This window comes from Haloferula rosea (assembly GCF_016595525.1).
In the GTDB taxonomy this organism is placed as follows: domain Bacteria; phylum Verrucomicrobiota; class Verrucomicrobiia; order Verrucomicrobiales; family Akkermansiaceae; genus Haloferula; species Haloferula rosea.
Genome location: NZ_JAENII010000005.1, coordinates 289,445 through 301,848, shown reverse-complemented (window position 1 = coordinate 301,848; position 12,404 = coordinate 289,445). Strand labels below are relative to the sequence as shown.

Below are 12,404 nucleotides of genomic sequence, written 5' to 3'. Positions count from 1 at the left end.
AGATCACCATTCCGAAAAACGCGCGCTGCCGACCCCAAAACCGCCTCAAATCAGAAACCGCCCCCATGACTCACCGCTGTTTTGGACAGCAGTGACCCCTTTCACTTTTACTACTGACCCCTTTTACTACTGACCCCTTTTACTACTGACCCCTTTTACTACTAAAGGTGTGTCCTTCTACAACGACGCTACTGTTTGCCTGGCAAGTTATTCAGCGCATTAAAATACTCCGTCCTAGCAATATTAAAATCAGCTAACGTTTTGATTTCTTTTCCCCGAAAACCAAATGAGGAAAGCACTTCCGTTTCCACCAGCGCATCGAACGAATCATCATCTTTGATGTGAAATATTTGATTACGCCTCTCTGGCGGAAGCGAAGCATAAGCGTATTTCGCCATGTCTAGGTGAGTCTGATTGATCTTCTCATAATCTCGTTGATACAAAAACAACGGAAAATAGTTCTCTATGATAGAGAAGTTAATCATCTCTACAACTTCAGGATCAACCTCAACACCTTCTTCGGCAATTTTGATTCTGAGAGCCCTTGAGGTTCGATACCACAAGTTTATCTGATCCTCTTTCACTCCATTCGGTATTACGGCCAGTGATGAGCCACCTGCAACTGGCGCTCTTTTGTCGCAGGAGCTAGTGCACATTAGAAGCGACAATAAGCCAAAAAATAGACTGGTTTTCATTGAATAAATCATTGCCCGCACAGCTTTCTGCAGCGTTGGCATTCTCTAAGGATCAGCCTCGCTCCATATTTACTAAGACCCGAATACAGCTCCTCATCCGTAGGTAAAGGATTAACCTCACCCCAACCATCATTGATTTCATTTACTTCTAAATCCGGATCAAAGTCATAAGGCTTCAAAATCATATCCTCCACCCATTCAACTGGTTTGACTTTAACCTCTTTCCCATAAGAATCCTGACAGCAGCATCCACACTCGAATCCACCAACGATAGCAAGTTGATACTGTACCGGAGGACTCGTCACGAGATCCGCGCCAACTTCAAGCGCCTTATTTAAGATATCATAGAGCTCTGCAGCAAGCTTATGCCCCGCAAGCTTCAATAGCTTCTTATTTGCTTCATCAAGGTCACGATTCACTTGAGTCCGCCCCAACAACTCGTAAGCGATGCCTAGCTCATATTCAAAATCAATACAAGTAACTAGATCAACTGTCCCTTCCCAGTCATCGGGGTCAAGTCCAAGCAAATCCCAGCTATTCACCCCGTCGTTGTTTACAAAACCATACAGGTTCACCCCGCCTCTCTCCCCGATGGGGTCCCTAGATGGCCAAAAAGAGACCCGTTGGCCGGGGCGTCGGCGGTGTTGCCTTCGCGGCCGTGCGGCGGGTGCATCGTAGGCGTAGAACGATGACAGGCAGGTGGAGATCATGACCTGAGGGATAGCGAAGTTCCTTGGTGCTACCAAGCAAAACACGCCGGCGGATGCCGGCGTGTTTGGAAGGGATTGGGGATGAAACGTAGCCTTAGGCGGGCGCACCGACGACGTCTCCGGCAAGCGGTCCATCGTCGCCTTTCTCGGTCGATTCTTCCTTGGGCTCGGTCTTCTTCTTCGGCTCTTCGTCGGGAAGGGTCGGAGGTTTGGGCGAGCTCGGCGGATTTTTCATTTCGCCATATTTGATGATGTCGTCGATGTGGCTTCCTTCGAGGGTCTCGTATTCGAGGAGGGCCTCGGCGATCTTCTCGAGGGTTTCGCGCCGCTCGGAAAGCATGCGTTTGGCCTCGGTGTAGGCGCGGTCGATGACGCGCTTGATCTCGGCATCGATCTTCTGGGCGGTGGCCTCGGAGTAGTTCCGCTGCTTGGAGATATCGCGTGCGAGGAAGACTTCTCCTCCTTCGCCGGCGCCGTATTCGACCATGCCGAGTTCGTCGCTCATGCCCCATTCGCAGACCATCTGGCGGGCGAGGTGGGTGGCTTGGCGGATGTCGCCGGACGCACCACTGGTGACATCTCCGAAGATGAGTTCTTCGGCGACGCGGCCACCCATGGTGACGACGAGTTGTTCGACGCCCTGACGTTTGTGGAAGTGGTATTTGTCTTCCTTCGGCAGGTGGAAAGCGGCGCCGAGGTAGGGTCCGCGTGGAATGATGGTGACCTTGTGCAGCGGATCAACGTGCTCGAGGATGGCGAGCAGGATGGCGTGGCCGGCTTCGTGGTAGGCGGTGGTCTTTTTCTCGTCTTCGCTGAGGGCGAGGCTGCGGCGTTCGCGGCCCCAGCGGACCTTGTCGCGGGCTTCCTCCATCTCGGCGATGGTGACGGCGCTCAGCCCCTTGCGTGCGGCGAGCAGGGCGGCTTCGTTGATGAGGTTGGCGAGTTCGGCACCGGAGAAGCCGGGGGTGCCGCGGGCGATGACGGCGAGGTCGGTGCCGGGGGCGAGTTTGATTTTCTTCACGTGTACTCCGAGGATCTGCTCGCGTCCCTTGACGTCGGGCAGGGACACGGTGACCTGGCGGTCGAAACGGCCGGGACGCAGGAGGGCGGGATCGAGCACGTCGGGGCGGTTGGTGGCGGCGATGATGATGATCCCTTCCTGGGTATCGAAGCCGTCCATTTCGACGAGGAGCTGGTTGAGCGTCTGCTCGCGCTCGTCGTGCCCGCCGCCCATGCCATGGCCACGGTGGCGGCCGACGGCATCGATCTCATCGATGAAGATCAGGCAGGGTGCGTGTTTCTTGCCCTGCTCGAACATGTCGCGCACGCGGGATGCACCGACACCGACGAACATTTCGACGAAGTCGGAGCCGGAGATGGAGAAGAAGGGAACGTCGGCCTCACCGGCGATGGCGCGGGCGAGAAGGGTCTTGCCGGTGCCGGGTGCGCCGACCATGAGGACGCCTTTCGGGATGGAGCCTCCGAGTTTCTGGAATTTTCGCGGGTCGCGCAGGAAGTCGACGATCTCCCAGAGTTCTTCCTTGGCTTCCTGGATGCCGGCGACGTCCTTGAAGGTGACCTTGTTGTGGTCGCGGGTGAGCATCTTGGCCTTGCTCTTGCCGAAGGACATGGCGCCGCGGCCTGCGGACTTCATCTGCTGACGGAAGAGGAAGAAGAGCAGCAGGACGATGAGGATGACGGGCAGGAAGGTCAGCAGGATCTTGCCGACCATGTCGCTGTTGCGCACGTACTTGGCATTGGCGTCCTTGAGGAGCTTGCGCAGCTCGGCATCCTGCAAGTACATGGAGGTCTTCACCTCGAACTGGGTGAACTGGGCGGCGTCTTCCTCGGCCGGGGTATCGATGCGTGGGATCTCGGCACGGCCGACGAGCATGGCGTCGTACGGGGTGGTGTAGAGGGTCAGCGGGGTGGTCGGGTCGTCGGCCTTGATGAAATCGCTGGCTGCGTAGCGACGCAGTTCCTTGAGGGTCAGGACACGGCTGGTGGCATCTTCTTCGACGGTGTCGAGATCTTCGACCTGGACGCGCTTGGGCAGGGCTTGGCCGAGGACTTCCTGGACTTCGATTTCCAGCGGGGTGCGGCGACCGAAGGTGAACTGGAAGGCCTGGGACTCGGTCGGCACGCCCTCGAGCTTGGGAGCGGGGCGCATGAAGCCGCTGATGGTGGCATCGGAGCTGGCTTCGGCGGTCTCGACCTTGAGGCGGTGCTGGTCGCTGTTGAGAACGACGAGGCCTTGGTCATACTTTTGGCGGAAATCCTCGTAGCTGAGTTTCTCGATCTTGGCGCTGCCGAGGTCCTTGAAGAAGGCCAGGCTCAGGATCATGAGGGCGGCGCCGAGGAAAATGGCGAGGCGCCAGTTGAAACCGGGGGCGTCGTTCGGGCCGCGTTGGCCGGAAGGGCCCTGCGGAGGACGTTGTTGGGGCGATTCGGACATGATGAAACGTGTAGGGCCCTCATTTTCAGGCCGCGCGGGAGCTTAGCACTGATCTTGCCTGAGGGCAAAGGCCGGGGATGCTAGCTCCGGCTTGGGGAAAGGAAACCCCATTTTTTGCCCGAGGCTCTTGCCCCGGGACGGTCCATCGGGGAGCATCCCGGGAATGCCACCCGCGTCCAGCGATTCTCCCGAACCCGAGCAGGCACCGCGCCGGCCCAGCTCAAGCTGGTGGCGACCGCGGTCGAAGACCTACGCGAGCAACCGCGTGCTCGGGATGATGGTGGATGCTTTCGCGGGATTCGCGACCCTGGATGGCAAGCTGGATCCGGGCGAGGCGGACCTGATCCTGGACCTCCTGCGGAGCGCCTACCCGGAGGCGGACCACAGCTGGCTGGCACGCCGGGTGCAGCGCGCGGTGAGAAACCCGCAACCTCTGGCCAATACGGCGGCCGAGCTGCGCGAGCTGCTCGATGACCCGGAAAAGATGGCGGTCGGCCTGCAGCTCTACACGCTGGTGGATGCGGTCGGGCGCACGGAACGCAGTCGCTCGGCCTTCGAGGTATTCATGCGGCGGCTGGGGCGACCGGACCACGCCCACCAGATCCTGGACGAAATGGGCGGCCTGCCGCTTGGCTCCCCGGTCGGTTTCGAACGCATCATCTTCGCCCGTCACCCGAATGCCGATGTGCAGCTCCCCGAGGAGGCGAGCGAGCATGGCTTCCGGGTGTATCGGGCCGGCGGGCTCATCCTCGTCCGCAATACGGGCAACATGCCGCTCTGGGTGCGGGGTCGCTCGCTGGAACAGGGGCAGTTCCTGCGCATGCGGGCACGTCAGCAACTGGTGGTGCCGGGGTGGACGCTCACCTGTGAGGACCTGATCTTTTTCCTCAACGTGGCGTTGACGGGGAATCACTCGACGATCTTTCTGGCGATGACCGATGAGGGGTGGATCAGCGAGCGAAGCCGCAGCCGCCAGAGCACCCTGCGCATCCGGTTCGGACTCAGCGCCGAGGTCGAGGCGCTGAAGCCGACTGCGACCGTGATCTCGGGGCATGGCTCGCTGGTGCCGAAGAAGCCACGCACCTGCGCCCACCATGACCGACTGTCGGGGGAACGTGGGTTTTCAGCCTCGCTGGATGCGCTGCGGCGCCGGGCGGCGGAGGCGGGTGGTAGATTCCGGCTGAATGCCGACCAGCGGGATTTCCGCATCTCGAATGATCCGGCGGTCCTTGATCGCGGCGACCTCCTGATCAGCCCGGGCATGGCACCGAGGGTGGTGCTGCGAATCCGATTCGATCCCGAGCGCGGTCGCGGTGACGTCTTCATCCGTGAAGCGGCGGGCCCGGTCCTCGCCGATGGATTCCCGGTGCGGACGTCCGCCGAACTGCATGAAGGATCGCTGATCCGGCTGTCGCAGACGCAGGCGCTGCGCTGCCGCTTCAACGAAGGGATCATCAACGAGGAGAAGAACCTGCTGGAAACGCTGCGGGTGCAGGACCTGATCCATGATTTCGGTCCGGATGCCCGGGCCCTGGACAACATCAGCTTCGAGGTGCGGCGGGGCGAGATGATGTGCATCATCGGCCCCAGTGGCAGTGGCAAGAGCACGCTGATGGCGATCATCGCGGGTCATCGCAAGCCGACCCGGGGTCAGATCCGATTCAATGACGCCTCACTCTACAACAACCGCGAGGAGCTGATTCCTTTCGTCGCCAGCATGCCGCAGGAGGAGGCGCTCAACCCGCAACTCACGGTGCGTGAGCACCTCAGGCACGCGACGACGATCCGGCGTGCCTCGCTGTCGAGAAGCGAGATCGAACGCCGGACCGACGGCATCCTCGCGGAACTCGGGCTCCAGGGCTTGAGCCGTCGGCGCGTCGGTGCCCCGGGCGAGAAGGCGCTCAGCGGCGGCGAGCGAAGCCGGCTCAACCTCGGGCTCGACCTCGGCAGCGCGGCCGAGTTGTTCCTTTTCGACGAACCCATCTCGGGGCTTTCCTCGAAGGACTCCGAGCACGTGGCCGAAACGCTACGCTCGCTCGCGCGCGACAAGATCGTGATCGCATCGCTTCACCGTCCGGGGGCCAATGTACTACGTTTGTGCGACAAGGTGCTGCTGCTGGACAACGGCGGAAGGCTTGCCTACTTCGGCTCGCCGAGCGGGATGATCGATTACTTCCGCGCGGCGGCGGACGAACACGACATCCCCCACCCCGCGGTCGATGCCAACGGCCCGCTCGGCGCGGACTTCGTCTTCGACATCCTCGAAACCCCACTGGCCCAGATCGGCGGCGGCCAGAACCCGGTCGGCGCGCGGCGTTTCCCACCGAACTTCTGGCAGGAACGCTTCGAAAGTCGGGTCCTGATCCACTCGCTGGATGCGCCGGCACCTCCGTCCCGCATCGAGTCGCTGCCCAACCTAACGGACAGCAAGTCCGGTGGCTTCTACTCCGGTCGCCACCGCCTGCGCGAAGGCATCCGCGTGTTCCACACGCAGCTCTTCCGGTCGCTGCTTTCCAAGGTCCGGAACCGGGGCACGCTGTATGCCACGCTGATCGAAGCCCCACTGCTTGCCGCGCTGATCGCCATCACCCTGCGGTCGTCTCCGGAGGGCGCGTATGAGTTTTCCACCGCCCTCCACATCCCCGCCTATCTCTTCCTTTCGGCCACGGTGGCGATGTTCCTCGGGCTCACCAACTCGGCGACCGAGATTCTCCGCGACCGGCCGATGCTGCGTCGCGAGCGCAACACCCGGCACAGCCCGATCCTCTACGTGGCGGCCAAGTTCGCCGCGCTCGCCGCGGTGGCGATGGTCCAGTGCTTCATTTACACCTTGGTCGGCCACCGGATCCTCGAAATCCACGGCACCCTCGCCGACCAGTGGCAATGGATGAGCCTCACGGCCTTCAGCGGGACGGCGCTGGCGCTTCTCGTCTCCGCGCTGGTCCGCACCGAGCGTGCCGCGCTGACCGCGGTGCCCCTGCTGCTGGTGCCGCAGATGCTCCTCGCCGGAGCGCTGGTCCCCTTCCGCGAAATGAACCGCGGCCTGTTCGAGGACGCGGGAATCGAGCGCGAACGAGGCGGCGTCCCGGTTCCGGCCCGGCTCATGCCGCTCCGTTTTGCTTACGAGGGAATGGTCGTCACGCAGGCGACCCGCAATCCCTTCGACCTCGAACGCATCCGTATCCAGCGCCGGGTCGACACCATCAAGGCCATGCCGCCACCGCTCGATGAGATCACCAACGAGCGGTTCGACATCATGAAGACGGCTCTGCAGGCACTGGTCGGGGCTGACGCCACCAATCCGAAGGAGGCCCGCCTGCTTGCCGAGCGTCTCACCGCCATCGCTCGCGGCGGCACCCGCTTGGAATTGGAGTCGCTCGATATCCGACCGGATTCCCCCGATGCCCAACCGCTGTCGGACTACTTCGTCAATCGCCGCATCGAACTCCTCGTCGAGGAAGCGAAGAGCTTCCGCAATGACTACCGAAACGTGGAACTGGGACGCCGGACCGACATCTTCCTGGCCCTGAAAAAGCCGTGGGGATCGCAGGACGTGCCGACCGTCTATCTGGCCGCGGTCACTCTGGGTGGCACCAGCATTCTCGCGCTGGCCATCACCAGCCTGGCGCTGATCATCCAGAACCGGCGGACCAGTTAGACCGCTAATTTCACCGACGCTCCGGGCGCAGCGACTGCTCGAGTCCGCGGGCGATGGCATCGACGGCGGCCGCCTCGAGGGGCTTCGGCAGGACCGTCCCCAGCACCAGCGAGCCGAAGTCCGTGCGCACCGGGACGACGGCAAGGTACGAATCCGAGCCAATCTTCACGTGGACATTGCCCGCACCGCCATCCGCGGGCCGGTAGGCCTGGGCCAGACTGCGGGCGAGGAAATGGAGTTTCCCATAGACGGGATCATCGACGACCGGGTTGCCATCGCGATCGAGCACGAACATCCCCCGGGCATCCACCTTCTCGGCCAGCCACTGACGGAAGCGCTCCATGCGGGCGACCAGTGGCCCCCGTTCACCGGAAGATTCCAGCGGGCGCGACTGGGCGGCTTTGCCCGGCTGGTTGATCAGGAAAGGTTTGGGTTCATCGTCGGAGTGACGGGTCACGACCGGCACAGCCTGAGCGTGGAACGCTTCAGCGGACTCAGCTTGGCGGGCCGGCTCCGGCCCCACGGCTTGCGACGCTTCCACTTTCGGCATCGGGCGATGGGACTCTGCCGGGGCCTCGGGAGCAGGAGTCGGCTCGGGTCGGTGCTCCTTGCCCTCGATGAATCCTTCGAAACCCGGACCGAAGCCCGGATCTCCGGTCTGATTGGGAACCCCCTGGCCTGGCGGAGCCGTCAACTGACGAGCCAGGCGTCGCACGGCATCCGCATCAATCCATGGTTCGATCGGATCCATCGGCTCAATTCACGATCTTCGCCTCAATCTCAGCGCGCAGGGCATCGAACACCGCAAGGGCGCCGGCACCTTCTTCCATCACGCCCACCGGCAGGCCACGGGCGCTTGCCTTCACGAAAAGCGGATCCCGTGGCACCAGCGTCCGGAGCACCAGATCGGGAGGAAGCAGATTGCGTAGCGCGCTGACCGATTCGCGGCTCTCTTCCATGTCCTGCTGGACCATCGTGAGCACGACTCCCAGCACGACCATGCTCGGGTGAATCACGCGCAGCCGATTCAGCCCCTCGAGCATCTTCGGCACGGAACGGATCCCCAAGGGCTCGGCCTGCTGCGGCACCAGCACCGCGTGACTCGAGCAAATGATGTCAGCCGTCAGACCAAACAAGCCCGCGGGCGTGTCGATCAGGCAAACATCGAATCCGCGCGCCTCGACCGTCCGCAGGAAGGCACGCACACGCGACAGCCCTGCCCCCGTCGGAGCACCGCCGACCTCGTAGTCACCGGCCTGCCCGCTGGCGACCAGCGAGAAGGTTTCGAGCCGGGTCGGAACCAGCAGGCGCTCGAACGGAATCGCCGGATCGGCAATGAAATCGTAGAAGCCGGAAAGCAAGCGCGACTGGCGTGTCAGTGACAGACCGACCGACCCTTGGGGGTCGGCATCGACCAACAGCGTCTTCAGACCAGCACGCGCAAAGGCATGGGCCAAATTGATGGAGACAGTGGTTTTTCCCACCCCGCCCTTCTGACTTGAAACGGCAATACTGATCACGTGCTTACCCTGGGGAAATCTGGCGTGAGCCTAGCTCCCACTGTGGGGGGAGAAAGCCTTTTCTGCATGCTGGACAGCCGCCCCATGTCCAGACCAACCTGAAGCCACCCCCGATGTTTCCGTTTCGACCCATCCTTCTCCTGCTCCCGCTCGGCATCCTCCTGCCGTCGTGTGAACAGCAATCCGCCAAGGCCGAGGCCAAACCGGAGCCCATCATCCACGAGGACCTCGGGGACAATCAACTGCCCGGAGCTCCCTCGACCTTCCTCGCCGCGGCCGACCAATCGCCGGTCCATTGGCAACGGTGGGATCCGGACATCCTCACCAGGGCCAAGGATTCGCAGCGACTCATCTTTGCCGTGATCGGCTCGTCGCGCTACCCCGGATGCTTCGAAGCAATGCGGGTGATCGATGATCGCGCCTCGATCGTCCGCCGACTCAACGATGAATTCGTGCCCGTCCTCGTCGACCTGGACATCTGCCGTGAGACCAGCCTTCTCGCCTCCATCCTCAGCCCTGAGACCGGTCAGGCCGTCTCGTTCCCCTTCTTCCTCGTGATCTCCCACGAAGGAGCCCCGGTCACCTGGCAACCCCTCCAGTATTCCTCACCGGAGGACGTCCTCGACTTCTTCGACAACTCACTCGATGTGATCAGCCGGCTGTGGAACGACCCGGAGTATGTCCTCAGCGACAGCGCGAGCAAGATCCAGCTGCGGAAGTCGCGCCTTCCCAAACCCGATCCACGGGTCAACGAACCTGAGGATCGCCTCGTCGCCTTTCAGACCGGGATTCGTCGGATCAACAGCTTCTACGACGAAGACATTCAGACACTTGCCGGCGCCGGCGGACTCTTCCCATTCGGCCTGCTGGACGCCCTGGCCCTGGCCAGCACCTCCGACGCCCTGCCGGAGAGCACCACGGAAAAATCTCAGGAAGCCCTGAACGGCATTCTTGGCGAGCTTCTCAACAGCGCCATGATCGACCCGCTGGATGGCGGCATCTACCCCTCCCGGCGTGGCAACAGCTGGAACCTCCCATCGTTCCATAGGAATTGCGCGACCCAGGCAAGAGCCGCCCGGGTCTTCGCGCGGATACACTCGCTCACCGGCCACCCCGGCGCCCTCGAGGTCGCACGCAAAGCCGTCAGATTCGCCGAGGCGAACTACCGGACCCAGGATGGATTGTTCAGCCTAACAGGCAAGCCAGCGAGTGCGCCGGACCTCGAGTGGCTGTGGACGGAAGAACAACTCAAGTCCACCCTCAGCGAGAACGAGTTCAACCTGTGGAAGCAACTTTCGGACATCCGCTCGCTCGGCAACCTCCCCAGCGAAGCCGCTCCAACAGGTCGGCTGTTTCGACTCAACTCACTCCGCATCCAGCGCCCCCTGAACCAAGCCGCGGAACGGGCGGGACTCAGCCGGAACGAAGCATCGACCCTCTTCGAATCCGGCCGCAAGAAGTTGCTCAAGGGCCGCGACAGCCGCATGGCGCCACCCCGCCCCGACAGCAATCCATCGGCCTCCGCGAACTTCCGCATGGTGTCGGCTTACAGCGCCCTCTTCACCGCCACCGGTGACCGCAGCTACCTCGATCGGGCTCTGGCGCTCGGCAAGAAGTGCCGCACCGCATTCGCGGGCACCCGCTTTCTCAACGAGCGCCCTGGAGAAAGCGCGGAGGTGATGAGCGACGGCAGGGCCTTCACTTACACCCTGGCCACCCAGGCCGCGCTGGACCTCGGCGCGATCACGCTGGAAGACGAGTGGTATCAGTGGGCCCGCGACATGAGCACGCTGCTCGGAGAGCATTTCATCATCGATGGGGAGCGCCTCGTCGAAGCCCGTGAAGCCTCACGGGTCGTCGACCTGAACTTCGAGGATCGCATGATGACCTTCGGTGAGTCGACCTCCGGCTTGCTGCGCATCAACCTCGTGCGCTTGGGTGCCCTCGGCTTCCAGATCCCCCCGGCCCTGAGGCCGTGGGCCGAATCCCTGCCGGACCTCCGGAGCTACCCGATTGTGCACACCGATGTCTTGCGGGCCCTTGCCCTGGAAACCGGGAACGCCATCATCGTCGTCGGCAACAAGGCCCCCGCCGAAATGCGTGAACGGGTGTCGACACTGCCCTTGGAGTGCTACGTTAGACGGGATTCCGAAACCGCCGGAGATGCCATCGAAGTCCGGATGGCCGATGGCTCCCGCCAAACCGTGACTTCGCTCGACCAATTGCAAGCGCTGGTAGAGGGACAAAATTGAAGTGATTTCCGCTGGCCCACCCGCTCGGAACCTCGCTAGGTTTGCGGCGATGAAACCCGCAGTAGCACTACTCTTCCCTGCGCTGATCGCGCTTTGTCCCGCAGACACCATCCGCCTCCGCAACGGCACCGATCTCGAGGGAGTCATCGTCAGTGAAGAGAGTGACCACTACGTGGCCCTCGTCCAGGTCACCAAGTCGATCCGTGACCAGCGCAAGATCCCGAAGGCCGACGTCATCGAGATCGTCGGAGTGAAGAAGGATGAGGTCGCCTTCGAAGCCATCGAGAAGCTCACTCCCACCCCGGACCTGCTGGGTTATGAAGAGTATGAACGCCGGATCGAGGACACCGAAGAATTCATCAGCGCCCATTCCTCGTCCAAGCTCACCAGGGACGCCGTCAAGATCCTCGCCGAGCTCGAGGAAGAGGCCAAGGTGGTGAAGGCGGGAGGAGTGAAGTTCAACGGCAAGATGATCCCTGCGGAAGAACGCGCCAAGAAAGCATTCAGCCTCGATGCCCAGATCGCCGCAAGCGCCGTGACCACCGCGGGTGACGCCGGCAACCGGACCGCCGCACTGAGAGCATGGAGCGACTTCGAAAAGGAGTTCCCCACCAGCCGCGCCTTTATCGATACCAAGCCATACGTCATCAAGCTGATGAAGTCCCAGCTCGCCGCCATCGAGTCCGAGCTCGCCACCTTCGACAAACGCACGAAAGAGCGCGCCGATGGCATCGAACGCATCCCTACCAAGGATCGCGCCCGCACCGAGAAAATGATTCAGGAGAAGTCCGACGACTATCTCCGCATCGTCGAAGCCGAGAAGAAAGCGCAGATTCGCTGGCTGAGCCTCGACCCCTACCACAAGGCGCCGATGACGCAGATGAAGAGCCTGCTCGAGCGTGAGATCAAACGCCTCGAAGGACTGAGCACGTCAAGCCTCCCCGATGGCGACCACGCCTGGGAAGAAGCATGGACGGTGCTGCAAGGTTCCCCCACCAAGGAAGAAGCCAAGGCCGCCATTACCCAGGCCCGTGCCGCCCGCCTTCCGAAGGAGTATCTCGACCGCCTCGAAGCCAAGGTTCCCCAGTAGGCTGGACGCGCTTTTCCTCGCCCC

Annotated in this window: 8 protein-coding genes; 3 read left to right on the top strand and 5 right to left on the bottom strand. The window is 62.2% G+C overall.

The genetic code is table 11. From position 1 onward, the window contains the following. Nucleotides 1-188: 188 nt before the first annotated feature. The 3 genes from JIN81_RS09230 to ftsH all read right to left on the bottom strand — a co-directional run bounded on the left by JIN81_RS09230 (nt 189) and on the right by ftsH (nt 3,860). On the bottom strand, nt 189-695 hold the full coding sequence (locus tag JIN81_RS09230; protein ID WP_234044613.1) for a hypothetical protein: 507 nt from the start codon (nt 693-695) through the stop codon (nt 189-191). Between the two features lie 8 nt (nt 696-703). Continuing rightward, nucleotides 704-1,237, bottom strand: a complete 534-nt coding sequence (locus JIN81_RS09225) for a hypothetical protein (RefSeq protein ID WP_234044612.1) — start codon at nt 1,235-1,237, stop codon at nt 704-706. A gap of 262 nt (nt 1,238-1,499) precedes the next feature. Then, nucleotides 1,500-3,860 (bottom strand): ATP-dependent zinc metalloprotease FtsH, encoded by a 2,361-nt coding sequence (ftsH, locus tag JIN81_RS09220; protein WP_325100866.1) that lies wholly within the window; start codon nt 3,858-3,860, stop codon nt 1,500-1,502. 163 nt (nt 3,861-4,023) lie between these two features. Between ftsH and JIN81_RS09215 the strand changes: the two genes are divergently transcribed. Continuing rightward, a complete protein-coding gene (locus JIN81_RS09215) occupies nt 4,024-7,518 on the top strand; it encodes an ATP-binding cassette domain-containing protein (protein WP_200278644.1) in 3,495 nt (1,164 codons plus the stop codon). A 10-nt stretch (nt 7,519-7,528) separates the two neighbouring features. Here JIN81_RS09215 and JIN81_RS09210 read toward each other — a convergent pair whose 3' ends face one another. Continuing rightward, the gene (locus JIN81_RS09210) at nt 7,529-8,269 is read right to left on the bottom strand and encodes a hypothetical protein (RefSeq protein WP_200278643.1); all 741 of its coding nucleotides are present in this window, start codon (nt 8,267-8,269) and stop codon (nt 7,529-7,531) included. Between the two features lie 4 nt (nt 8,270-8,273). Next, entirely contained in the window at nt 8,274-9,038 is a 765-nt protein-coding gene (locus JIN81_RS09205) for a ParA family protein (protein WP_200278642.1), read from the bottom strand. Nucleotides 9,039-9,151: 113 nt separating this feature from the next. Here JIN81_RS09205 and JIN81_RS09200 point away from each other — a divergent pair, with 113 nt between their 5' ends. Both JIN81_RS09200 and JIN81_RS09195 read left to right on the top strand, forming a co-directional pair. Next, nucleotides 9,152-11,290: a DUF255 domain-containing protein gene (locus tag JIN81_RS09200; protein WP_200278641.1), complete on the top strand. Its 2,139-nt coding sequence runs from the start codon at nt 9,152-9,154 to the stop codon at nt 11,288-11,290. 49 nt (nt 11,291-11,339) lie between these two features. Beyond that, a complete protein-coding gene (locus JIN81_RS09195) occupies nt 11,340-12,380 on the top strand; it encodes a PTPDL family protein (protein ID WP_200278640.1) in 1,041 nt (346 codons plus the stop codon). Nucleotides 12,381-12,404 lie beyond the last annotated feature (24 nt).

Excerpts from the sequence above, each read along its gene's own strand:
- JIN81_RS09230 (WP_234044613.1), bottom strand. The coding sequence starts at position 695 with ATGAAAACCAGTCTATTTTTTGGCTTATTGTCGCTTCTAATGTGCACT.
- ftsH (WP_325100866.1), bottom strand. The coding sequence starts at position 3,860 with ATGTCCGAATCGCCCCAACAACGTCCTCCGCAGGGCCCTTCCGGCCAA.
- JIN81_RS09215 (WP_200278644.1), top strand. The coding sequence starts at position 4,024 with ATGCCACCCGCGTCCAGCGATTCTCCCGAACCCGAGCAGGCACCGCGC.
- JIN81_RS09210 (WP_200278643.1), bottom strand. The coding sequence starts at position 8,269 with ATGGATCCGATCGAACCATGGATTGATGCGGATGCCGTGCGACGCCTG.
- JIN81_RS09200 (WP_200278641.1), top strand. The coding sequence starts at position 9,152 with ATGTTTCCGTTTCGACCCATCCTTCTCCTGCTCCCGCTCGGCATCCTC.
- JIN81_RS09195 (WP_200278640.1), top strand. The coding sequence starts at position 11,340 with ATGAAACCCGCAGTAGCACTACTCTTCCCTGCGCTGATCGCGCTTTGT.